Below are 23,426 nucleotides of genomic sequence, written 5' to 3' on the forward strand. Positions count from 1 at the left end.
GCTTCAGGGTTTGGCCTGATTTTAGTGAAAAGTTCATGCGTTAATAATTTAGACATAAAGTAATTTTCAGTGCGCCATTTCTCGACGCGCCAGGAAGGGATTGCTGTCATGAAGATCGTCTGCATAGGTGGCGGCCCCGCCGGCCTGTATTTCGCGCTGCTGATGAAGCAGATGAACTCTGCGCACGAGGTGACGGTGGTGGAGCGCAACCTGCCCTATGACACCTTCGGCTGGGGCGTGGTGTTCTCCGATGCCACCATGGACAATATGCGCGTCTGGGACCCGGTGACGGCGACGCAGGTCGAGCAGGCCTTCAACCATTGGGACGATATCGAACTGCTGTTCAAGGGACGCAGGATTCGCTCCGGCGGCCATGGCTTTGTGGGGATTGGCCGCAAGCACCTGCTCAACATCCTGCAGGCGCGCTGCGAGCAGCTGGGTGTCAACCTGGTGTTCGAGACCGATGTGCAGAGCGACGAGGAGTATCCGGATGCCGACCTCATCATTGCCTGCGACGGCGTGAACTCCCGCATCCGCAGCAAGTACGAGAACACTTTCAAGCCCGATATCGTCACCCGTCCCAATCGCTACATCTGGCTGGGCACGAACAAGGTCTACGAGGCCTTCACCTTTGATTTCGTGCGCACCGAGCATGGCTGGTTCCAGGCGCATATCTACAAGTTCGACGACCAGACTTCGACTTTCATCGTCGAGACCACGGAGGAATGCTGGAAGGCCAGCGGCCTCGATGGCGCCGACCAGGAGCAGTCCATTGCCTTCTGCGAAAAGCTGTTTGCGGACAATCTGCAGGGCGAGAAGCTGATGACCAATGCGCGACATCTGCGCGGTTCGGCCTGGATCAATTTTCAGCGCGTGGTCTGCGACCAATGGTGGTTGCGCAATGCCAGGGGCAGCCATGTGGTGCTGATGGGCGATGCCGTGCATACGGCGCATTTTGCAATCGGCTCGGGGACCAAGCTGGCGATTGAGGATGCCATTGAGCTGGCGCGCCAGTTCAAGCAGATCGGCGATGCGGTGGTGCATATTCCCGAGGTGCTGACCGCCTACCAGGAGGCGCGTCGTGTGGAGACGCTGCGCCTGCAGAACGCGGCCTGGAATGCGATGGAGTGGTTCGAGGTCTGCGGACAGCGCTACTGCGATCAGCTCGAGCCCGAGCAGTTCATGTACTCCATGCTGACGCGCAGCCAGCGCATCAGTCACGAGAATCTGCGCCTGCGCGATGCCGCCTGGCTGGACGGCTATGAGCGCTGGCTGGCCGAAAGAAATGGCGTGACCACGGATGGCAAGGCGCCGCCGCCCATGTTCCTGCCCTACAGGCTGCGCGGGCTCACGCTCAAGAACCGCATCGTGGTGTCGCCCATGGCCCAGTACTCGGCCGTGGACGGTGTGCCCGGAGACTATCACCTCATGCATCTGGGCGCGCGCGCCATGGGCGGGGCGGGGCTGGTGTTTGCCGAGATGGCCTGTGTCAGCCCCGAGGGGCGCATCACGCCGGGCTGCCCCGGGACTTACTCGGCGCAGCAGAAGCAGGCCTGGAAGCGCATTGCGGACTGGATTCATGCCAATACCGATGCCAAGTTCGCCATGCAGATCGGCCATGCGGGCGCCAAGGCCTCGACGCGGCTGGCCTGGGAAGGTACGGATCTGCCGCTGGAGCAGGGCAACTGGCCCATCATGGCCGCGTCGGAGCAGCAATATCTGCAGGGCGTGAGCCAGATATCCAGGGCCATGACACGCGCCGATATGGATCAGGTGCTGCAGCAGTTCGTGCAGGCCGCGCAGATGGCGGCCGACATCGGCGTGGATTGGCTGGAGCTGCACTGCGCCCATGGCTATCTGTTATCCAGCTTTATCTCGCCGCTGACCAATCACCGCAGTGATGAATATGGCGGCAGTCTGGAAAACCGTCTGCGCTACCCGCTGCAAGTCTTCAAGGCCATGCGTGCCGTCTGGCCTCAGGACCGGCCTATGTCCGTGCGCATCTCGGCCCATGACTGGGTGCCCGGCGGCATCACCCCCGAAGATGCGGTGGAGATCGCCAAGGCGTTCAAGGCTGCGGGTGCGGACCTGATCGACTGCTCCTCGGGTCAGGTCAGCAAGGCAGAAAAGCCTGTGTTTGGCCGCATGTTTCAGACCCCGTTTGCCGACCGCATTCGCCAGGAGGCCGGTGTTGCGACGATGGCCGTGGGCGCGATCAGCGAGGCCGACCATGCCAACAGCATCATTGCCGCAGGACGTGCCGATCTGTGCGCGATTGCCAGACCGCATCTGGCCAACCCGGCCTGGACGCTGACCGAGGCTGCCAAGATCGGCTACACGCCCATCGTCTGGCCCAGGCAGTACTTCCAGGGCAAGCGCCAGATGGAAGCCTTGTTCGAGCGCGAGAAAGCGCAGCAGGCGTCGGCCAAATGAAACCCCTGAGTCTTCGCTGCGTGCCTTCACCTAAGCCTGGGGACAGCGGATGCAGGGCGTTCCCGGCCCGGCAGGTGAGGGCGGGAATGCATCCGTTTGATGGGCCGCTGGCCTGGAGAAATCAATGACAGGCGATATGAACGATCAACATGCGCTGGTGACGGGCGCGGGCCAGGGCATTGGCGAGGCGATTGCACGCCGGCTGCTGGCCCAGGGCGCCCGCGTCACGGTGCTTGGGCGTCGCGCCGAGCCGCTGCAAAAGCTGGTGGAGCAGCACCCTGGTCAATGCCAGATGGTGCTGGCCGATGTGGCCGATGAAAAACAGGTGGCGGCTGCGTTTGCGCAGGCGGCAGCCTTTCATGGTGACATCAGCATTCTGGTCAACAACGCCGGCCAGGCCAGCAGCGTGCCCTTCATGAAGATGGATGCCGCGCACTGGCAGCAGATGCTGGCGGTCAACCTGACCGGTACCATGCACTGCATTCAGCAGGTGCTGCCAGCCATGTCCGCTTCGGGCTGGGGGCGCATTGTCAATGTGGCCAGCACGGCTGGCCTGGTGGGCTATGCCTATGTCGCTGGCTATGTGGCTGCCAAGCATGGCGTGGTGGGCCTGACACGCGCCCTGGCGCTGGAGTACGCCAGAACCGGGATCACCGTCAACGCCGTCTGCCCTGGCTATACCGAAACCGAGATTGTCAAAACCAGCATAGACCGCGTGGTGGCCAAGACCGGCCGCACACCGCAGCAGGCCATGGCCGAGTTCGTCAAATCCAACCCCCAAGGCCGTCTGGTGCAGCCGCAGGAGGTGGCGGACGCCGTCCAGTGGCTGTGTGGGCGAGGCGCATCAAGCATTACCGGGCAAGCCATCGCCGTCGCCGGTGGCGAAGTCATGTGACCCAGAGTTTTTGGAGGCAGACATGAGCGAATACGCAATCGACCCAGCGCTGCAAGCTGGCAACCACAAGCCGCTGGCCGGCTATCAGGCCACGCATTTCCTGTGGCAGGTGGCAGATGGTGTGGCCACCATCACCCTCAATCGCCCCGAGCGCAAGAATCCGCTGACGTTTGATTCCTATGCGGAGCTGCGCGACCTGTTTCACCAGCTCAAGTGGGCGCAGGATGTGAAGGCGGTGGTGCTGGTCGGCGCCGGCGGCAATTTCTGCTCGGGTGGCGATGTGCATGAAATCATCGGTCCGCTGGTCGCACTCAAGGCCCCCGAGCTTTTGATGTTCACCCGCATGACGGGCGAGCTGGTCAAGGCCATGCGTGCCTGCCCCCAGCCCATCATTGCTGCAATCGATGGCGTATGTGCGGGGGCTGGGGCCATCATGGCCATGGCCTCGGACATGCGCCTGGGCACCGCGCGCAGCAAGACTGCCTTCCTGTTCAACCGCGTGGGGCTGGCGGGCTGCGACATGGGGGCCTGCGCCATGCTGCCGCGCATCATTGGCCAGGGGCGTGCCAGCGAGCTGCTCTATACGGGGCGCAGCCTGGGTGGCGAGGAGGGCGAGCGCTGGGGCTTCCTCAACCGTCTGTGCGAACCCGAGAGCGTGCTGGCCGAGGCGCAGAAGCTGGCTGCCGACCTGGCTGCCGGCCCCAGCTTTGCCAACGGCATTACCAAGACCATGCTGCACCAGGAATGGGCCATGACCCTAGAGCAGGCCATCGAAGCCGAAGCCCAGGCCCAGGCCCTGTGCATGCTGACCGAGGACTTCTCGCGTGCCTATCACGCGTTCGTGGCCAAGCAAAAGCCCGTTTTTCAAGGAAACTGATATGGCAGACACCAGCTATCTGAAGTGGCCTTTTTTTGCAGCCCATCACGCTCGTCTGGCCCAGTCGCTGGATGCCTGGGCCAGGCAGAACATTGCGCATTCCCATGGCCCCGATGTGGATGCCGAATGCCGGCAACTGGTCAAGGCCCTGGGCGAAGCCGGCTGGCTGCGGCATGCGGTGGCGGGCGAGGCCCATGGCGGTGCCGGCGAGCAGATCGACACCAGAGCCATCTGCCTGATCCGGGAGACGCTGGCGCGCCACAGCGGTCTGGCCGACTTTGCGTTCGCCATGCAGGGCCTGGGCTCGGGGGCGATCTCTCTGGCGGGGAGCGAAGAGCAGAAAAAGCGCTACCTGAGCCGGGTGGCCAGGGGCGAGGCGATCTCGGCCTTTGCACTGTCCGAGCCCGATGCCGGCTCGGACGTGGCTGCCATGGCCTGTGAGGCCAGACTCGAAGGTGATCACTATGTGATCAACGGCGAGAAGACCTGGATCTCCAACGGCGGCATCGCCGACTTCTATGTCGTTTTTGTGCGCACCGGCGAGGCACCGGGCTCGCGTGGCCTGTCGGCGCTGATCGTGGATGCCGACACACCGGGCTTCGAAGTGGCCGAGCGCATCGAGGTCATCGCACCGCACCCGCTGGCGCGTTTGAAGTTCTCCAGCTGCCGCGTGCCTGCAGCGCAGCGTGTGGGCGAGGCCGGTGAGGGCTTCAAGGTGGCCATGCGCACGCTCGATGTGTTCCGCACCTCGGTGGCTGCCGCATCGCTGGGCTTTGCGCGGCGCGCCATGGATGAGGCCTTGCAGCGTGCCACCAGTCGCAAGATGTTCGGCGGGGTGCTGGCCGACTTCCAGCTCACCCAGGCCAAGCTGGCGCAGATGGCCACGCAGATCGACAGCGCAGCGCTGCTGACCTACCGTGCGGCCTGGCTGCGCGATCAGGGCGAGAGCGTGACACGCGAAGCTGCCATGGCCAAGATGACGGCGACGGAAAACGCCCAGCAGGTGATCGATGCGGCCGTGCAGATCTGGGGCGGTCTGGGCGTGGTCAGTGAGCAGCCCGTGGAGCGGCTTTACCGGGAGATTCGGGCCCTGCGCATCTACGAAGGCGCGACCGAGGTGCAGCAGCTCATCATCGGGCGTGACCTCATCAAGAACCATGGCTGAAAGCGCTCGCGAATAAAGAACATCCGCCTGTTTTGGCCAAAAGGAGTGTGAGTCATGTCGTACACCGCGCATATCGATACCTTTGCCGCAGACAATCTGCCGCCCGCCGAGCTGCAGCCCGAGTTCCGTTTCGAGCTGCCCGAGCTGCAGTTCCCGGAGCGCCTGAACTGCGCCGTGGAGCTGCTCGACAGACATGTAGCGCAAGGTCGGGGCGATCGCCTGTGCATTCAGGCCGAGGGAGTGCGCTGGACCTATGCCGAGCTGCAGGAGCAAGCCAACCGCGTTGCCAACGTGCTGACCGGGCCGCTTGGCCTGGTGACCGGCAACCGCGTGCTGCTGTGCGCGCCCAACAATCCGATGATGGTGGCCTGCTGGTTTGGCGTCATCAAGGCTGGCGGGATAGCGGTGGCTGCCATGCCGCTGCTGCGAGCCAAGGAGCTGTCCGCGATTGTCGACATCGCGCAGATCGGCCATGCGCTGTGCGACGAGGCCTTGCGCAGCGAGATGCAGGGCGCCCAAGGAAAATCCGCCCGGCTGCAGAAGGTTCTGTTCTTCAACGGCCAAGGCGCTGCCGCAGACGCGCTTGAGCCGCTGATGCAGGCTGCGTCTGCGAGCTTCACGGCCGTGGATACTGCCGCCACAGACACCTGCCTGCTGGGTTTCACCTCGGGCACCACGGGCGTGCCCAAGGCCACCATGCATTTCCATCGCGACGTGATGGCGGTCTGCGCCTGCTGGCCTGCGCATGTGCTGCGCGCCAATGCCGACGATGTGTTCATAGGCAGCCCGCCGCTGGCCTTCACTTTCGGTCTGGGCGGACAGGTTCTGTTCCCCATGTCCATAGCGGCCAGCATGGCCTTGCTGGAGAAGGCCGGCCCCGCGCAACTGGTGGACGGCATTGAGAAATTTGGCGCCACCGTGGTGTTCACGGCCCCTACCTCCTATCGCGTGATGGCCCAGCAGGGCGAACGCATTCGGCGCACCCGGCTGCGCAAATGCGTGTCGGCGGGCGAGGCATTGACTGCCTCCACGCGGGCGCTGTGGAAGGATGCGACCGGCATTGAAATCATCGATGGCATCGGCTCCACCGAGATGCTGCACATCTTCATCTCGCACCGCGAAGAGGATGCGCGCCCTGGCGCCACCGGCAAGGCCGTTCCCGGCTACCGTGCCAAGGTGGTGGACGAGGAGGGGCGTGAGGTCTCTCCGGGCACCGTGGGCAAGCTGGCCGTGCAAGGCCCGACGGGTTGCCGCTATCTCAACGACAGCCGTCAGACCAAGTATGTGAGTCAGGGCTGGAATCTGACGGGCGATGCCTATCTGATGGATGGCGACGGCTATTTTGTCTATCAGGCGCGTACCGACGACATGATCATCTCGTCCGGCTACAACATTGCCTCTCCCGAAGTCGAGGAGGCCTTGCTGCTGCACGCGGCCGTGGCCGAATGTGCGGTGATCGGCGTGGCCGACAGCGAGCGCGGCCAGATCGTCAAGGCCTTTGTGGTGCTGCGTGCCGGCCATATGGCCAGCGATGCCCTGGTCATGGAGCTGCAGGACTTTGTGAAGAGTCAGGTCGCGCCCTACAAATACCCACGGGCCGTGCAGTTCGTCGACCAGTTGCCGCGCACGGCCACGGGCAAGTTGCAGCGCTTTCGCCTGCATGAAACCTGATGGCCATGTTTTTCAAGCGACCTGCGCCTGATGGGCAGGTGTTGCACGTAATTTTTGTTGAAAGAACAGTCTGGCTATGAGTGAGGTAGCAATGGCTTCAGAACGCTTTGTGACGCAGATGCCGATTCGCTTTGCGCATTGCGACCCGGCGGGCATCATCTTCTTTCCGCAGTATCTGGTGCTGTTCAACGGACTGGTGGAAGACTGGTTCAACAACGCGCTGGGCCTGAGCTATGCGGACATGGTGCAAAAGGACAGGGTGGGTCTTCCCATCGTGCACCTGGAGTGCGATTTTCGCGCCATCACCCGCATGGGGGAAACCGTGGCGCTGGGCCTGTCGGTCGCCAAGCTGGGCAATCGTTCGCTGACACTCGATGTGGACTGCACGGGCCCGGAGGGACAGCTGCGCGTGACGGCGCAGAAAGTGCTGGTCTTCACCAGTCTTCAAACCCATCAGGCGATCAGTGCGCCACCCGCAATTCGCCGCGCCATCGAACGCTGGCTGAGTTCATCCAATCCAACAGAAAACAGGAGTTGAACATGCAAGTACTGCTGCCGCCGGGCTGGCCCCGGCCCAAGGGATATGCGAATGGAGTTTCCGTGAGTGGCCGCCAGATCTATGTAGCCGGCATGATTGGCTGGGACGCCGAGGGCCGGTTTCATACCGACGATCTCGCGGCGCAGGCCAGACAGGCTCTGCACAATATCGTCGAGGTGCTGCAGGCCGGTGGAGCCAGGCCTGAACACATCGTGCGCATGACCTGGTACATCACCGACAAGAAGGAATATCTGGCGCAGCAGGCCGAGATCGGCAGGGCCTATCGCGAGCTGATTGGTTCATTCAGCGTGGCCATGACAGCTGTGCAGGTGGCGGCCCTGATCGAGGACCGAGCCAAGGTGGAGATCGAAGTGACGGCCGTGGTGCCGGAGTGACTCTGATTTGATAGCTGTTAGCGCTTGTCTCTATTGAATTTCAAGGCCTTTTAATCTTGAAATTAATGGTGAAAGGGTGCTATATGCTATGAAATATGAGTGCGACGAAGCTGGCGGGCGCAATCTGTAGAAGCGGTACTTCCCGAGCCTCAAGCCCTCAGCCGGAGGCAGCGAGCCTGGGCTGCCCGTTGCATCTCGCCCCTGGGGGTGGGCGCGGGGCCGCCCGGGCGCAGCGCCTCGGTCGGCGCTTAGAAGTCCAGCAGGCTCAGACCCACGCTGAGCACCGTGCGCTTGTTGTTGTAGTCGATCAGGCTGTCGCCATAGCCGCTGAACAGCTGTACATGCAGGCGCAGATTGCTCTTGCCACCGTTCCAGCCTTCGCCCAGGGTGCGCAGCCATTCGATGCGTCCGGAACCTTTGCCCTGGCCCAGTGAGCCGCGAGCGGTCAGGCCCAGGTAGTTCTGGTCGTTGACGTTCCAGCCCAGCTTGACTTCACCGCGGCCGATGTAGTCCTGGATGTGGGGGTTGTCGTCCTCGAGCGCGCTCTCCTTCATGCGCTGCCAGGCTTTCAGATGCAGCTGCCAGCGGTTGCCCAGCTCGGCGCCGGTCATCAGATACCAGCGGTTCCAGCTGCGCGACAGCGGATTGCTCTGACCGTTCGACTGGTGCGCGATGCCAATGCCCGAGTAGCGCCAGCGCCAGCCCAGCGGCAGCTGGGCGTCCGTCGGGTAGACGTAGAAGACCTCGGGCTCGTGGTCGGTGGTGCGGAAGGGCCTCGAGATATCGCCGTTGAACAGCTGCCAGTAGGACTGCTGGGTATAGCCGAACCACAGCGAATCCTTGCCCTTCGAGGTGGGGCCGGTCAGCAGGCCGGAGGCAATCTTGGTACGGGCCGAGAGCTGCAGGCGCATCTCGTGCTTCTGGTAGGGCTGCTCGGTCGCCAGGCCGCGGCTGGGCGAATAGGGCTGCTGGTTGACCTCGTCGCCCATGACCACGGAGACCGACATGGGGCGGTAGCCACGGAAGTTGAAGGTGCCGCAGTCCGTGCCGGGCTCCAGCTCGAAGTAGCGCGAAACCTCGGTGTAGCGCGGATCGCGGCAGCCGCCGTTGGTGGGCGAGAGACCCAGGCCGCTGTCGGCGCTGGCGACAGTCGCCCCAGCCGTGCTGGCGGGCGCTGCGTCGTTCGCCGAGGCGGTAGCGGCAGTGAGAGCAGGCGCAGCTTGTGCGCTAGCCGCAGGCACACTCCAACCGGCGGCCTGGGTTGCAACCGCCGGGCCTTGCTTGTGTGCCCATGCATCGAAGCAGGCCAGGCGGTCGGTGTTGCTGGTGGTGGCTGCGCATTGCTGCCAGCTTTCGGGTGGCGGCAGTTCCGCGCTGCTGGCGGTGGCCGGGTTCAGGCCGCCGACCAGTGTCAAGCCTATGCTCAGGGTCAGGGGGGGCGGGGTGAAGAAGCGAATACTCATGGGATCAATCAATGCACAGGCAGGACAAGGCCCGACCCTGCTCAGGGTTGGGCCTTGCGCATGATGAACGCGCGGGGTGGATCATTTTCTCCCTCCTGGTAACTGCCGTGAATTTCTGTACCGCAGCTGCCGTCGACCACTTCTCCCAGCCAGGTGCCGGTGATGCGTGAGCCGTCAGCGCTTTCTTCGAGCGTGACCGTGCCATCGTTCACATCGCCGACCATGGGGTGGCTGCCGCCCGGGCGGCTGACGCTGCCCTTGACGTTGCCTGCCCATTCGGGATGCGGGCCCAGCACCATGCGGGCGGTTTCTTCGCTGCCGGTGACGGAGGCTGTCCATTCACCTTGCAACTGCTTGTCGCCCATCTGCCAGTCTTGCGGGCAAGTGTTGGCTGATTTGGAGTCAAACTGGGCGCAGGCGCTTAGGGAGAAAGCGCTGGCAGCTATGAAAATCAGAGTTCTCAAAGTCATCTCGGGTCTTCAGTTGGCGGCGCCTGGCGCCGCCTGGTTCTTGCGTGCGGCAAATTCCTCGCGCAGCTTGCGCAGCTTCTCGCGCGGGTCTTCCTTGGCCGTGGCCGCATCGAGGCCCATTTCCTTGATGAAACGGCTGGGCTGGCAGGCCACCATCTCGCGGCCTTTTTTGCGGCGCTTGGTCCAGCTCACGGCCAGCGTGCGCTGGGCGCGGGTGATGCCCACATACATCAGGCGGCGTTCTTCCTGCAGCCGCGCTGCCGTTTCATCGCTGAGCTTCTGCTGCTTGCCGTCGTCGTCGTCGAGCTTGAACGGCAGCATGCCCTCGGTTACGCCGACCTGCATGACATGGGGCCATTCCAGGCCCTTGGAGGCATGGAGGGTGGAGAGCACGACCATGTCCTGCTCCTTCTCGCGCTCGCTGATGGTGGACAGCAGGGCAATGTTCTGCGAGACCTCCAGCAGGCTCTTGACCTCGGTCTGGGTGCCGGCGCCTGCGGCATCCTCGATCTGGCCGCCGGCGCGCTGGGCCATCCAGTCGCAGAACTCCAGCACATTGCTCCAGCGCGCGGCAGCGACAGACTCGCTGTCTTCGCTGTCATACAGATACTGTTCGTAGCCAATTTCCTTGAGCCAGTCGATCAGAAAGCTGCGCGAGGCTTCAAAGCCCAGGGTGTGGCGGGCGCGGTATTCCAGGTCGTTGATATAGCGGCCGAATTCCAGCAGGCTTTCGAAGGCCTTGCGCGGCAGCGCCTCCTCCAGCATGGCATTGAACAGCGAGCCGAACATGCTGAGCTTGTGCGCAGCGGAGAATTCCCCGAGCTTGCCCAGCGTGGTGTGACCGATGCCGCGCTTGGGCGTGCCGATGGAGCGCAGAAAGGCCGGGTCGTCGTCGTTGTTGATCCAGAGGCGGAACCAGGCGCACAGGTCCTTGATCTCGGCGCGGTCGAAAAAGCTGGTGCCGCCCGAGACCTTGTAGGGGATGTTGGCCTTGCGCAGCGCCTTCTCGAAGGGCTTGGCCTGGTGGTTGGCGCGATAGAGGATGGCGAAGTCCTTCCACGCGGGCTGCGGGTTCATATTGGCACGCAGGCTCTGGATGCGGGCCACGGCACGCTCGGCCTCGTGCTCTTCGGTGTCGCAGTCGACGATGCGCACGGGTTCGCCCTCGCCGAGTTCCGAAAACAGGGTCTTGGGAAACAGCTTGGGGTTGGGGCCGATCACATTGTTGGCGGCGCGCAAGATGGCGCTGGTGGAGCGGTAGTTCTGCTCCAGCTTGATGACCTTGAGCTGCGGAAAGTCCACGGGCAGCTTCCTGAGATTGTCCAGCGTGGCGCCGCGCCAGCCGTAGATCGACTGATCGTCGTCTCCCACGGCCGTGAAGTGGGCGCGCTCGCCCACCAGGAATTTCAGCAGCTCGTACTGCGTGGCATTGGTGTCCTGGTACTCGTCCACCAGCACATGGCCCAGCAGGCGCTGCCATTTCTCGCGCACCTCGGGGTGGCCGCGCAGCAGTCGCATGGGCATGCCGATCAGGTCGTCGAAGTCCACGCTCTGGTAGGCGGTCAGGCGCTCTTCATAGCGCTGCATGATGAGAGCGGTGCTGCGCTCGTTGTCGTCCTGCGCCATGGCCAGGGCCTTGCGGCTGTCCCAGCCCTGGTTCTTCCAGCCGCTGATGGTCCACTGCCACTGGCGTGCCGTCGCCACATCGGTGGTGCCGCCCGAGCAGTCCTTGAGGATGCCGGTGACGTCGTCGGTGTCCAGAATGCTGAACTGGGGCTTGAGGCCGAGAATGTGGCCGTCCTCGCGCACCATGCGCACGCCCAGCGAGTGGAAGGTGCAGATCAGCACCTCCTTGGCCTGGCGGCCGATCAGGCCTGCGGCGCGCTCGCGCATTTCGGCGGCGGCCTTGTTGGTAAAGGTGATGGCGGCAATGCGGCGTGGCGCCAGACCGGTTTCGATCAGGCGGCCTATCTTGTGTGTAATCACCCGGGTCTTGCCTGACCCGGCGCCTGCCAGAACAAGGCATGGACCGTCGGTGTAATGCACGGCCTGGAGCTGAGCGAGGTTGAGACCAGCAGACATGAAGCAGAGTGACCCATCATCAAAAACAAGGACTGGGAGCATACCGCTTCACCGGGAAGAGCCCTGATGACAGCGCCCACAACTGACAAAAATCAGGGACTCAGCGAGCATTTCACCTACACGTGCGCTCTGCCGTTACTTGAATAATTGTTGTAATAAGGTGTTAGTTGTGTAGCGTGAAGATTGCATCGTGTCCGGCCTTGATCCCGACAGCGCCAGCGAATTGGCGATGGTTGAGGGATTCATCGTCTTTTCCTCAACAGTCAGGGTGCTGTGCATGGCGAGAACCATCGGTGAAGTGAGCTTGGCCGCAGAACTTTGGACGCCTGCCGTGCAGCAGCGCTTTGAAGCGCTGTTCGCCGTGGCCGCGCGCAAGTCGCTTTCTGCCTGGCGTCAGGTTCCGCGCCAGGCGGCCGAAGTGCTGGTGATCGAAGGGCTGGACAGCCTGCTGGCCAGGGCAGAGGCGAGAGCCCCTTGCGTGGTCTATCTTGGTGGCGAGCCGGCCATGCAGCCGCTGGGGCGCTCCTCCCAGGGCTGGGCCGCACATCTGGATGCGGACTTTACGCTGTCCGACCTGATCGACATGCTTGATCGCGCAGCGGTTTTCCTCATGGACTGGAGAGCCCGGCACAGGACCGACGCACCCCTGTCGCTGCAGCGTGCCCTGCAGGAGCTTCAGCAGCAGGGTGCCGACTGTCCGCACCGCTTTCAGATCAAGTCCTGGGTCGCCCTGCCTGGCAGCGCCAACAGTGCGCTGCACATGCGCGTGCTGGCGCTGCTCGCGCGCGGGCCCATCGATGCCCGATCGCTGGCCGAGCACGCCGGCATCGAAATGCCGCAGCTATCGACCCTGCTGTCCCTGCCTCAGCTTCAGGCCGTCCTGCACTGCAGTCTGCGCGGCCCCGAGCAGCCTGCGGATGCACGCAAATCAAGCACCCCAAGGCAGGCCGCCACTTCGGTGACGCTCCAATGGGTCAGCAAACTGACGGGCTGGATTAGCCGTGGAGGACGCACATGACATCTTTCATGCCCATGCAGCCCGGCCAGGGCCTGCTGCGGGTGAGTCTGCTTGGGCCCATGGGCATAGGCAAGACCACGGCGCTGCGCAGCCTGTGCGGGGAATTCATGGCAGGCAGCGATGTGCGCAACCTGGACAGGGCGGCACACAGCAAGGAGTTCACCACGGTAGGGGCGGAGTTTGGCGAGATCGATCTGGGCTCGGGCGAGCGACTGCAGCTGGTGGGAAGTCCCGGCCAGGACCGTTTCGATTTCGTGCGTCGCTGGGTGCTCTCGGCATCGGTGGGGGCGCTGCTGATGCTGGACGTCAACGATGCGGGCGCGGTGGATTACGCCAGCGAGATGCTGACGGGGATCGCAGAGCTGGAGCAGGCTCCCCTGATGCTCATTCTCAGCTGCCGCAGCGCCAGCGGAGCAAGGCTGGAGGCGTTCAGCTCGGCCCTGGTGGCCAGAGGCCATGAGATCACCCCGCTGATTGAAGCCGACCCGCGTGATCGCCAGCAGATGCTGGATGCGCTGAGCGTGCTGGCATCGCTGCTGTCCCTGCAAAGTCAGACCCTATGAATACCCATACCTCTCTCGTGATTCCGGCCGATGCGGTGCAGGCCGGCCAGGAAATCCTGGCGCGCGTGGTCGCCCCGGTTGCAGGCGTCCATATCGCCTTGCTCTGCACCCCTGACGGCTTCGAGATTGCTGCGCTGCGCATTCGCAGCGAGTTGCCGACCGAGCGGCTGTCGGCCATGGCGGGCTCGCTGATGGCCATGGCCAGGGCCGTGGCCAATGAAATCGGTCACAAGGATTGCAAGCGCCTGACCTTCGAGACGGAGTCGGGCACCGTGGTCTTCCAGGCGGTGAACGGCTCTTTCCCGGCCGTTCTCTGTCTGGTGGTCGATCAGAACGCCTTGCTGGGGCGCGCGCTTTGGGCGGCCGGCGAGGTTGCCACAGGGTACCTGCCTTCCTGATCACAGGTTCACTGGAGTTCTGAGTCCGAGTGGGTGCGCATACTGCGCACGGGTTCCTTGTCTTGCTTTTTCAAAAAGGTGGATTTATGGCCTCTATCCAGGATTCTCTGAACGCTTTGATGACCACAGACGGCGCCGTCTGTGGCGCTCTCGTGGACAGCGCCAGCGGCATGCTGATGGGCAGCGTCGGCGGCGGCGTGGACATGGAGCTGGCTGCGGCCGGCAACACCGAGGTGGTGCGCGCCAAGCTCAAGACCATGCGCATGCTCAATCTCAACGATCAGATCGACGACATCCTGATCACTCTGGGCAAGCAATATCACATCATCCGTCCCGTGGCCGCCAATGACGGTGTGTTCTTCTATCTGGTGCTGGACAAGGCTCGCGCCAATCTGGCGCTGGCGCGCCGCAAGACTGCCGACGTGGAAAAGGAGCTCAAGCTCTGACGCGCAGTCCTTGCATCCGTCACAGCGGCCTGCCTTGCGCAGGCTTTGTTTTGTGAACCGGGGCGGCACTGAAAAATTTTCATCGAAGGCTCCGAGAGGTCTGCCGCAGCGCGCTGTCACAATTTGCCGGTGCTGTCCGTTCTACTCATCACCTTTCCCTTCTTTGCGCTGGTGGCTTGCGGCTTTGCCGCCACATGGCGCTGCATCCTGCCCCAGGCAGCGATCCCCGGCCTCAATGCCTTTGTGCTGTACTTCGCGCTGCCCTGCATGCTGTACCGCTTTGGCGCGCAGACACCGATTCATCAGCTGCTCGACATCAACGTCACCCTGGTCTATCTGCTCTGTGCGGTGCTGATGGTGGGCGCGACCGTGCTGCTGACACGCAGACGCCTGGGCTGGAACGATGCCGCATTCGGTGCTCTGGTGGCAGCGTTTCCCAACACCGGCTTCATGGGCGTTCCCATGCTGGCGGCGCTGCTGGGCGCGCAGAGCGCGGGGCCGGTGATCGTGACCATGGCCATCGACATGGTCGTCACCACCTCGGCCTGCATTGCGCTGTCGCGGCTCGATCTGGCGGGAGGGCAAGGAATCTGGCTGGCGGTGCGCAATTCGCTCAAGGGCATGGCGTCCAATCCCATGCCCTGGTCGATTCTGCTGGGCGGTCTGGCGTCGGCCATGGGCTGGGTATTGCCCGGCCCGGTGGACAAGACCGTGGCCATGCTGGCCGCAGCGGCTTCGCCGGTGGCCTTGTTCACCATAGGCGCCGTGCTGGCGCGCTCGCAGATGAACAGCCACGAACGCGTGGCAGCGCGGGACTATGTGCCGGTTGCGCTGGCCAAGCTGGTCGTCCATCCGTTGCTGGTCTGGGCCGTCGGACTGGCCGCGATCTCCATGGGCCTGGGGCTCCAGCACGAAACCCTGGTGGTGCTGGTGCTGCTGGCGGCTCTTCCCTCGGCCAGCAATGTGTCGCTGCTGACCGAGCGCTACGGCGCCCACAGCGGCCGAGTGGCGCGCATCATCCTGGTGTCGACCAGCCTGGCCTTCCTCAGCTTCTCCGCTGCCGTGGCGCTGATGACCTGATCAAAAACAAGAGCGGCTTGCGCAAGACCAGCCTGTGCAAACCGCTTTTCATGCTTTTAACCCCCTTGCTTATGCAGATCCCTTTCGAAAGAGACAGCGAGCAAGGGTCTAGGCGGCCCCGCCGCCCCGCAGCGAGGCTGTCGTCCCCCTCCCGCATTGCGTAGCAAGGCGAGAGAGGGGGAAGGCGCGTCAGCGCCTCAGGGGGAGTGCTCAATACTCCCAGAACATCCGCTGCAGTTCCTTGGTGTTGGCGCCCTTGGTCAGCGCCAGCATGGTCAGCAGGCGTGCCTTTTCGGGGCGCATATCGTGGGCGACCACCCAGTCGTACTTGTCGTCGGGCTGCTCGGCATTGCGCAGCACAAAGCCGTAAGGCACGCGTGACGAGCGCACGACGAGCACGCCCTTGCCGCGGGCATCCTGCAGCGGCTTGACCATGCGGTCGGCCACCGAGCCATTGCCGGTGCCGGCATGGACGATGGCCTTGGCGCCGGCATCGACCAGGGCATTCACGGCCGTGGGCTGGACGCTGCCATAGGCATAGACGATGTCCACCTGGGGCAGCTTGTCGATGTTGTCGATATTGAACTCGGAGTTCATGGTGTGGCGCTTGACGGGTGCGCGGAACCAGTAGTTCTTGCCCTCGACCACCATGCCCAGCGGGCCCCACTGGCTCTTGAAGGCACCGGTCTGGATGTTGATGTCCTTGTTCACATCGCGGGCGATGTTGATCTCGTCATTCATGGTGACGAAGACGCCCTTGCCCTTGGCGTCCTTGGAGCCGGCCACGCTGACGGCATTGACCAGGTTCAGCGCACCATCGGCGGACAGGGCCGTGCCCGGGCGCATGCTGCCGACCACGGCAATGGGCTTGTCGGTGTGCACGGTCAGGCTCAGGAAGTAGGCCGTCTCGGCCAGCGTGTCCGTGCCGTGGGTGATGACGATGCCGTCCACATCAGGCTGCTTGGCCAGCTGCGAGACGCGCTTGGCCAGTGTCAGCAGATTGTCGTTGGTGAAGCTCTCGGAAGCGATCTGGAACACCTGCTCGCCGCGCACATTGGCGATCTGGGCCAGCTCGGGCAGGCCGGCCAGCAGCTTGTCCACAGGGACCTTGGCGGCCGTGTAGGTGGCGCTGTTGACGGTCGAGGCACCGGCACCCGCAATCGTGCCGCCCGTGGCCAGTACCACTACATTGGGCTTGGCTGCCTGCGCCTTGGCCGCCTGCGCGGCCGCAGGCGATGCATCCTGCGCCAGGGCTGCGCTGGGGGCGGACAGAACGCCCAGAACGGCAATGGTGGCAGCCAGCAAGGACTGGCGGAAGACTTGTTTTTGCATGAAGTAGTGCTCCGTGATTGAATGAAACGGCCTCTTGTGGAGCCGAGCCTCACACCATGCAATAGCCATGCCGGCTTGCCCATTCGCGCAAATCCCGATGGATTTGCCAGGCGCCTGTGGTTTATATAAATTGATAGCTGTCAGCGCTTATGGGTAAAGGGTTGAAGACTTAAAACCCTTAAATTTTCAGCGGCTTTAGATGCTGAGCGGATCCACATCCACCAGCCAGCGCACCAGCGGCCTGTGCTCGGGCAGAGTGCGCAGCCAGTGCAGATACTGCTGCCAGGCATTCAGAAAGCGCAGCAGGGCGCTGCGGTTTGCGGCTTCCAGCAGCATCTGGGCACGCTCCACATTGGCCACGCGCTGCACCGCCATGGGGATGGGCGGGTAGATGAACACCTCGTCCAGATAGGGCAGCTTGGCCTCTCTGGCGACCTGGGTGGCGGAATTCAGGAAAGCCTGGGCAGCTTCCTGGGTGCGCGCATCGGCTCGGACTATGGCCTGAAAGGCATAGGGCGGCATGCCGGCATCCAGCCTTTCCTTGAGTTGCTGCCTGGCAAACGCCGGGTAGTCATGCTTGCGCAGTGCGGTGTAGACGGCGTTCTGAGGGTCGTGGCTTTGAATCCACATCTCCGGATGGCTGCCCTGGTCCTTCACATATTGCGCATCGCGCCCGGCGCGCCCGGCGGCCTGCATCAGCAGGCAGAACAGCCGCTCCGGGGCGCGATAGTCGCTGGAGTAGAGCGCGCTGTCGGGTTGCACGGCAGCCACCAGCGTGATGCGCCGGAAGTCATGGCCCTTGGCCACCATCTGGGTGCCGACCAGCACGTCCACATCGCCAGCATGCACCTGGGCGAGCTGCTCCTGCAGACTGCCCTTGGCCTTGGTGGTGTCGGCGTCGATGCGCGCCACACGGGCCGGATTGCCGTCGGGACGCTGCACATTGCGCAGCAGCCGCTCCAGCTCTTCCTGCAACTGCTCCGTGCCCTTGCCCAGCGGCAGGATGTCGGGGTTGCCGCAACTGGGGCAGGCAAACGGCACACGCTGGGTAAAGCCGCAGTGGTGGCAGCGCAGCGTGCGGTCGCCCTTGTGAAAGACCTGGTGAGCGCTGCAATGGGGGCAGTCGCTCTTCCAGTTGCAGTCGGCGCAGAACAGCACGGGGGCAAAGCCGCGGCGGTTGAGCAGAATCAGGCTTTGCTCGCCGCGCTTGACGCGCTCGGTAATGGCCTCGATCAGCGGTGGCGAGAACACGGCGCGCCTGGGTTGCTGGCCCATGTCCACCATTCTCACCCTGGGCAGACCGGCCACGCCTGAGCCGGCCGCGCCTGAGCCGGCCGCGCCTAAGCCGGCCGCGCCGATACGGCTGGGCATATGCAGGCGCAGGTAGCGGCCGACTGCGGGGTCCGAGGCATGCCAGCTCTCCAGGGATGGCGTGGCGCTGCCTAGAATGACCTTGGCCCCGGTATCACGACCGCGCCAGATGGCCAGATCGCGCGCCGAGTAGCGCGCGCCTTCCTGCTGCTTGTAGCTGGCATCGTGCTCTTCATCGACCACGATCAGCGCCAGCTGCGGCACGCTGGCAAAAATGGCCATGCGCGTTCCGAGCACGATGCGGGCGCGGCCCGTGTGCGCGGCCAGCCAGCTTTTGAGGCGCTGCGGGTTGGTCATGCCGCTGTGCATGCTGACCACGGCCTCCCTGCCATACCGGGGCACGAAGCGGGCGATGAAGCGCTCTTCCAGCTGCGGCGTGAGATTGATCTCGGGCACCATCACCAGAGCCTGTGCCTCGGGGCTGGCATCCAGCATGGCTTGGACGGCGCGCAGATAAACCTCTGTCTTGCCGCTGCCGGTGCTGCCATAGAGCAGAAAGGGGCCGGGGTTTTGCGCAATCTGCTCGAAAACCGAGGACTGCTCGGCGCTGAGCGCGATCAAAGGCATTGCGCTGCTGGCGTCAGGCGTATGAGCCACCGTCTCGGCGCTCGCCAGTGCTGTTTCGGCGGCCTGTGCCTTCCTGCGCTTGCCGGCTGGCGTCTTGGCTGTCTTGGGCGAAGCCAGCCGCCGGGCCAGTTGCTCGGGCGACATCTCGCGCAATTGTGGTGGCAGGGCGGCGACGGCGATTTCGCCGAGGCTGCGCTGGTAATAGTAGGCGGCAAAGGCCACCAGCCGTCGCCAGGCCTGGTCCAGTGGCGCTATGCCCTGCAGCTGGGCGGCAATGCTGCGCAGCTCCACCCCATCGGGAATCGCTTCCGGGGCGGCCGGCGTATCCCAGACCACGCCCAGCAACTCCCTTTTTCCCAGGGGAACGCGTACCAGCGTGCCGGGCTCCAGCGGCGCGTCGCTACCGTAGCTCAACAGATCACCTACGGCGCTATGGGCAGGGGTCTGGACGGCAACGTGAACAGTATGGGACATGGGCTGGGATAAGGGGAAAGTGCTGCCAGGGCCGCAGCTTCTCAGAGCTATAGCAGATTTTGAGGCCTGCCAAGGCTTTGCGCTCTGTGGATAACTTTGTGAGAAAAAATACGCGCCAAAGCTCCAGTCAAGTCTGGTTCGCATCTGGAAGCCAGCGGGAGAACTGGGTGCATCAGTAATTAATAGATTAAAAACAAATACTTATATGTATTTCTGGTGATTTTCCGAGATGGGGCAGACGGGGCGCATGCAGGGACTCTGCCTTGCCAGATCTGTGCATAAATCAGGTGGTGAGGCACTGTCAACCGAGAACCTCCCTAAACTTAACTGCGCGCAAACCATGGTGCAAAGTCCTTAACTTCCCAAAAAAATAGCAGGAATGCAAGCAGCCGCGAGACCTGATGCCTCCTCGGAACATCCACATGTGGATAACTTCCTTCAATCGAGGCGGGAAGAAGTGAAAAAATAAAAAAGCGCCAAACACTGCTGGCGCCGAATTTCGAGAGTTCTGAGATTTAGTGGTTTGAAATCAATAACTTACCGCTTTTGTTCTGCGTCGCAGGCCAGGGATTGTCGTCCAATAACCACTTGATCTGCTTGGGTGATACGACCTTGTGATGCTGCAACAATCGCCCGGCAAGGCCTTTGTTGCAGCGGGAATCAGCCCTGAGCGCGCTGCAGGCGCGAGTGCTTGTGCACAGCTTCGACCAGCGCGGCCACATGTTCGGGCGGGGTGAACTGGCTGATGCCATGACCCAGATTGAAGATGTGGGTGGGGCCGGTGGTGCGTTTGTCGGTATGGGGCTTGCCAAAGCTGTCCAGCACGGCGCGCGCCTGGGCGGCGACCTGCTCGGGCGCGGCAAACAGCACATTGGGGTCGATATTGCCCTGCAGCGCCTTGCCGGGGCCGCCGATCTCGCCGCCCACGATGGCGCGAGCCTTGCCCAGATTGGCGGTCCAGTCCAGACCCAGCACTTCGCAGTCGATGTCCTTCATGTCGGGCAGCCAGATGCCTCCGCCCTTGGTGAAGACGATACGGGGCACATCGCTGCCGTCCACGCCGATGCGCTTGAGCCCGGCCAGCACGCGCTTGGTATAGGTCAGGCTGAATTCCTGGAAAGCGCCGTCGGCCAGCACGCCGCCCCAGCTGTCAAAAATCATCACGGCCTGGGCGCCGGCATCGATCTGGGCGTTCAGGTAGGCGGCCACGCTGTCGGCGTTGACTTCCAGGATGCGGTGCATCAGGTCGGGGCGCGAGTACATCAGCGACTTGACGGTGCGGTAGTCATCGCTGCCCTTGCCCTCGGTCATGTAGCAGGCCAGAGTCCAGGGGCTGCCCGAGAAGCCGATCAGGGGCACACGGCCATTGAGCGCCTTGCGGATATTGGTGACGGCGTCAAACACATAGCGCAGCTTGTCCATGTCGGGCACGGCCAGCTCGGCCACGGCGGCCTCGTCGCGCACGACCTTGGCAAAGCGCGGACCTTCGCCTTCGGCGAACGACAGGCCCAGGCCCATGGCGTCGGGTACGGTCAGGATGTCGCTGAACAGAATGGCCGCGTCCAGAGGGAAGCGTTCCAGCGGCTGCAGGGTCACCTCGGTGGCGTAGTCCACATTGGTGGCCAGGCCCATGAAGCTGCCGGCCTTGGCGCGGGTGGCCTTGTATTCGGGCAGGTAGCGTCCCGCCTGGCGCATCAGCCACAGGGGCGTGTAGTCAGTAGCCTGGCGACGGCATGCGCGCAGGAAGGTGTCATTGGTCAGGGGGGCGAAACTCATATGTCGATTGTCGCCCACTCCGGCTTTCCCATTCACCACAATCCCGAGCAGCAATTCAGCTCTCTGTGCAGGGATGGCGGCTGCCATGGTTTGTCATGCAACCGTCATCCAAGTGTCGCGCGGGCTTCATCTGCGTTTTCCACAATGACGCCACGCAGACACACCGTGTGGCACAGGCAGGCCGCCAACTGCGTCCAACACCGGAGGAAAGCAGACATGAGGCATCCCGAGATTCTTGATGCGCTGAATGGCCAGAGCATCGCGACGACACCGTCATCGGCTCCCTCGCTTTCCCATCGCCCCGCCAGTCCCGCACACGCTGCAGCGCCCGCTTTGCGCCTGCAAGTGCGCTGGGCCCGTCATCTGGACGAGGTCCGGCAGGCCCAGCGCCTGCGCTATCAGATCTTTGCCGAAGAAATGGGTGCCGTGCTGCAGACACCCGTGGCAGGTCACGACATCGATGTCTTCGACGATTTCTGCGAGCATCTGATGGTCTGTGATGAAGAGCAGAACAAGGTGATCGGCACCTACCGTCTCCTGACCCCCGCTCAGGCCCAGCGCGCCGGCGGTCTGTACAGCGATCAGGAGTTCGACCTCTCGCCCATCCACGCCTGGCGTGCGCAGATGGTGGAGCTGGGACGCAGCTGCGTGCATGCGGAGCATCGCCAGGGCGGCGTGATTCTGGCGCTCTGGGGCGCGCTGGCCGAGTTCATGCAGCGCAACCAGCTGGAGGCCATGGTGGGCTGCGCCAGCATTCCCATGCAGTACCCCGGTCTGGCCCATGGCGAAGGCCCGGCACGCATCTGGCAGCAGCTGCGCCAGAGCCATCTGGCCGAGCCCGAGTTGCAGGTGCGCCCGCGGGTGGCGCTGCCCGAGGAGCTGGCATGTGTCAGCAATGTCTCGGTGGATGCGCTGAAGGTCGAGCCGCCAGCGCTGATCCAGGGTTATCTGCGCGCCGGTGCCAAGGTGCTGGGGGCACCGGCCTGGGATAGCGACTTCAATACCGCCGATCTGCCCATCATGATGCGCATGCAGGATCTGCCTTCTCGCTATCGCCGACTGTTCGGACGCATGAAGTCTTGAGGTGGGAGCAGAAATCAAAAAGCCTGCGGCCGATGTCGCAGGCTTTTTGCATGGCAGGGCGTGCTATGCGGCGTGGCTGGGCTCATCTTCCAGGCCTTCGGCAAACAGGCCCAGCGCGGTAACCATCAGGCCCAGCATGAGGAAGGCATAGGCCGCAATGGACAGCACCAGGCTCATGCTGTAGCCCCACTGGAGAACCGAGCAGGCCCATTCCCAGGAAGCATAGAGCGCGGTGCACTGATTGCTGGCCGGCATGTGCACATACCAGGTGACGGCGACCCACATCAGGACCAGCATCACCACCGTGGTGCGCAGCTTGTGCGAGGGGGTCTGGTCCATGTTCTTGAGCAAGACCAGTGGTATGGCTCCGCCCCAGACAAACATCATCAGCCAGCTGAAGGCCGGCGCCTGTGCCAGTATCTGCTGCAGCCAATGCATCTTGGGCATGCTGTTGATGCTGGCCAGGATGTCCCAGGCAAAGGGCAGGGCCAGTCCGGCAATGGCCAGGCTGGCTAGCGCCAGTGCACGCAACAGGCAAAGACGTTTGTGAGACGGCTGATGGATAAGGTTGGCATGCATGGCTTACCTCCTGTGCAGTTCAGGCGGTCCGCAGCAGTCAACGCGTGCAAGGCTGGCAAAGGCCGAAAACTGCGGTTGCACCTGGCTTGTGGGCAATTCCAGTCTAGAGCTTTTGTCCGGTTTGTGCCATAGGTGCTGCCCTCCTGCGTAGAGTCGCGTTCCAGCGCGAATCGAAGCCAGACCGGAACCCGCCGGTTTGACAGGAGCGAGGCTGGTGTGCCGAGTCGTAAAGTTGATTGCGCCAGGTTCATGAACCCCGCCGACTCTGGCTTCTGCCGGCCCACGGGACTAAGCTTTGTCTGCTCGACTCGGGGCGCCGGGCAAAGGAGTTCTTATGCTGAGCCAATCTGCTGTGACGACGATGCTGCCGGTAATGGATCTGGCGCGGGCCCGTGCTTTCTACGAGGAATGCCTGGGTCTGCAGCCCGGGGAGCTGCGACCCGACGGGAAATTTGTCTATCGGGTGGGCGGCAGCGCCCTGGCCCTGTTTCCCAGACCTGGCGGCACCAAGGCCGAGCACACGGCCATCAGCTTCCAGGTGTCCGATATCGCCGCGAGCATTCGGGAGCTGAAAGGCCGGGGCGTGGTGTTTGAAGACTATGACTTTCCCGATTTCAAGACCGTCGACCATGTCTGCGTGCTGGCGGCCGAGAAAGCCGCCTGGTTCAAGGACACGGAAGGCAATTACCTCTGCCTGCACGAGGAGCTGGAGCAGGCATGAGGGGGCGCAGCGCCCGGCACGCAGGGGCG

Annotated in this window: 21 protein-coding genes; 14 read left to right on the plus strand and 7 right to left on the minus strand. The window is 63.3% G+C overall.

The annotated features are described in order from the left end of the window. The first annotated feature begins 108 nt into the window (after nucleotides 1-108). The 7 genes from FSY59_RS11640 to FSY59_RS11670 all read left to right on the plus strand — a co-directional run bounded on the left by FSY59_RS11640 (nucleotide 109) and on the right by FSY59_RS11670 (nucleotide 7,974). The gene (locus FSY59_RS11640) at nucleotides 109-2,433 is read left to right on the plus strand and encodes a bifunctional salicylyl-CoA 5-hydroxylase/oxidoreductase (protein WP_003059284.1); all 2,325 of its coding nucleotides are present in this window, start codon (nucleotides 109-111) and stop codon (nucleotides 2,431-2,433) included. A gap of 124 nt (nucleotides 2,434-2,557) precedes the next feature. Further along, nucleotides 2,558-3,328, plus strand: a complete 771-nt coding sequence (locus tag FSY59_RS11645) for an SDR family NAD(P)-dependent oxidoreductase (RefSeq protein ID WP_050872879.1) — start codon at nucleotides 2,558-2,560, stop codon at nucleotides 3,326-3,328. A 22-nt stretch (nucleotides 3,329-3,350) separates the two neighbouring features. After that, a complete protein-coding gene (locus tag FSY59_RS11650; RefSeq protein WP_043370655.1) occupies nucleotides 3,351-4,205 on the plus strand; it encodes an enoyl-CoA hydratase family protein in 855 nt (284 codons plus the stop codon). Nucleotide 4,206: 1 nt separating this feature from the next. Further along, a complete protein-coding gene (locus FSY59_RS11655; protein ID WP_050872877.1) occupies nucleotides 4,207-5,370 on the plus strand; it encodes an acyl-CoA dehydrogenase family protein in 1,164 nt (387 codons plus the stop codon). A 54-nt stretch (nucleotides 5,371-5,424) separates the two neighbouring features. Further along, a complete protein-coding gene (locus FSY59_RS11660) occupies nucleotides 5,425-7,041 on the plus strand; it encodes a benzoate-CoA ligase family protein (protein WP_043370659.1) in 1,617 nt (538 codons plus the stop codon). Nucleotides 7,042-7,117: 76 nt separating this feature from the next. After that, on the plus strand, nucleotides 7,118-7,579 hold the full coding sequence (locus tag FSY59_RS11665) for a thioesterase family protein (RefSeq protein ID WP_019043362.1): 462 nt from the start codon (nucleotides 7,118-7,120) through the stop codon (nucleotides 7,577-7,579). Between the two features lie 2 nt (nucleotides 7,580-7,581). Next, on the plus strand, nucleotides 7,582-7,974 hold the full coding sequence (locus FSY59_RS11670) for a RidA family protein (RefSeq protein WP_003059272.1): 393 nt from the start codon (nucleotides 7,582-7,584) through the stop codon (nucleotides 7,972-7,974). Nucleotides 7,975-8,222: 248 nt separating this feature from the next. Here the strand turns inward: FSY59_RS11670 and FSY59_RS11675 are convergent, their stop codons facing one another. Genes FSY59_RS11675 through FSY59_RS11685 form a run of 3 tightly spaced genes read right to left on the minus strand, consistent with a single transcriptional unit; the run spans nucleotide 8,223 to nucleotide 11,989 of the window. Continuing rightward, nucleotides 8,223-9,437: a phospholipase A gene (locus FSY59_RS11675; protein WP_003059271.1), complete on the minus strand. Its 1,215-nt coding sequence runs from the start codon at nucleotides 9,435-9,437 to the stop codon at nucleotides 8,223-8,225. A gap of 41 nt (nucleotides 9,438-9,478) precedes the next feature. After that, nucleotides 9,479-9,907, minus strand: a complete 429-nt coding sequence (locus tag FSY59_RS11680) for a hypothetical protein (RefSeq protein WP_050872871.1) — start codon at nucleotides 9,905-9,907, stop codon at nucleotides 9,479-9,481. A gap of 9 nt (nucleotides 9,908-9,916) precedes the next feature. Further along, entirely contained in the window at nucleotides 9,917-11,989 is a 2,073-nt protein-coding gene (locus tag FSY59_RS11685; protein ID WP_003059267.1) for an ATP-dependent helicase, read from the minus strand. A 229-nt stretch (nucleotides 11,990-12,218) separates the two neighbouring features. Between FSY59_RS11685 and FSY59_RS11690 the strand changes: the two genes are divergently transcribed. The 5 genes from FSY59_RS11690 (at nucleotide 12,219) to FSY59_RS11710 (ending at nucleotide 15,494) form a co-directional block, all read left to right on the plus strand. Beyond that, nucleotides 12,219-13,007, plus strand: a complete 789-nt coding sequence (locus tag FSY59_RS11690) for a hypothetical protein (protein ID WP_187427912.1) — start codon at nucleotides 12,219-12,221, stop codon at nucleotides 13,005-13,007. Next, nucleotides 13,004-13,570, plus strand: coding sequence for an ATP/GTP-binding protein (locus FSY59_RS11695; protein ID WP_003059262.1), 567 nt, complete (start codon nucleotides 13,004-13,006; stop codon nucleotides 13,568-13,570). The genes FSY59_RS11690 and FSY59_RS11695 overlap by 4 nt, the downstream gene beginning before the upstream one ends. Continuing rightward, on the plus strand, nucleotides 13,567-13,968 hold the full coding sequence (locus FSY59_RS11700) for a roadblock/LC7 domain-containing protein (protein ID WP_003059259.1): 402 nt from the start codon (nucleotides 13,567-13,569) through the stop codon (nucleotides 13,966-13,968). The genes FSY59_RS11695 and FSY59_RS11700 overlap by 4 nt, the downstream gene beginning before the upstream one ends. Nucleotides 13,969-14,054: 86 nt before the next feature. Continuing rightward, nucleotides 14,055-14,414, plus strand: coding sequence for a hypothetical protein (locus tag FSY59_RS11705; RefSeq protein ID WP_003059256.1), 360 nt, complete (start codon nucleotides 14,055-14,057; stop codon nucleotides 14,412-14,414). A 129-nt stretch (nucleotides 14,415-14,543) separates the two neighbouring features. Beyond that, nucleotides 14,544-15,494, plus strand: a complete 951-nt coding sequence (locus tag FSY59_RS11710; protein ID WP_148728989.1) for an AEC family transporter — start codon at nucleotides 14,544-14,546, stop codon at nucleotides 15,492-15,494. A 210-nt stretch (nucleotides 15,495-15,704) separates the two neighbouring features. On the opposite strand, the gene FSY59_RS11715 is transcribed toward FSY59_RS11710, so the two are convergent. The 3 genes from FSY59_RS11715 to hemE form a co-directional block, all read right to left on the minus strand. Then, nucleotides 15,705-16,826, minus strand: coding sequence for an asparaginase (locus FSY59_RS11715; RefSeq protein WP_148728990.1), 1,122 nt, complete (start codon nucleotides 16,824-16,826; stop codon nucleotides 15,705-15,707). 195 nt (nucleotides 16,827-17,021) lie between these two features. Then, a complete protein-coding gene (gene priA, locus FSY59_RS11720; protein WP_148728991.1) occupies nucleotides 17,022-19,238 on the minus strand; it encodes a primosomal protein N' in 2,217 nt (738 codons plus the stop codon). A 660-nt stretch (nucleotides 19,239-19,898) separates the two neighbouring features. Then, a complete protein-coding gene (gene hemE, locus FSY59_RS11725) occupies nucleotides 19,899-21,014 on the minus strand; it encodes a uroporphyrinogen decarboxylase (RefSeq protein ID WP_003059247.1) in 1,116 nt (371 codons plus the stop codon). Nucleotides 21,015-21,230: 216 nt separating this feature from the next. Between hemE and FSY59_RS11730 the strand changes: the two genes are divergently transcribed. Next, a complete protein-coding gene (locus FSY59_RS11730) occupies nucleotides 21,231-22,097 on the plus strand; it encodes a GNAT family N-acetyltransferase (protein WP_003059246.1) in 867 nt (288 codons plus the stop codon). A 63-nt stretch (nucleotides 22,098-22,160) separates the two neighbouring features. Here the strand turns inward: FSY59_RS11730 and FSY59_RS11735 are convergent, their stop codons facing one another. Continuing rightward, on the minus strand, nucleotides 22,161-22,676 hold the full coding sequence (locus FSY59_RS11735) for a hypothetical protein (RefSeq protein ID WP_050872861.1): 516 nt from the start codon (nucleotides 22,674-22,676) through the stop codon (nucleotides 22,161-22,163). Between the two features lie 334 nt (nucleotides 22,677-23,010). On the opposite strand from FSY59_RS11735, the gene FSY59_RS11740 reads away from it, so the two are divergent. Then, nucleotides 23,011-23,397 carry a VOC family protein gene (locus tag FSY59_RS11740; RefSeq protein ID WP_148728992.1) on the plus strand — a complete coding sequence of 129 codons (387 nt, stop codon included), beginning with the start codon at nucleotides 23,011-23,013 and terminating at the stop codon, nucleotides 23,395-23,397. Nucleotides 23,398-23,426 lie beyond the last annotated feature (29 nt).

The organism is Comamonas sp. Z3 (assembly GCF_008121565.1).
Classification (GTDB): domain Bacteria; phylum Pseudomonadota; class Gammaproteobacteria; order Burkholderiales; family Burkholderiaceae_C; genus Comamonas; species Comamonas brasiliensis.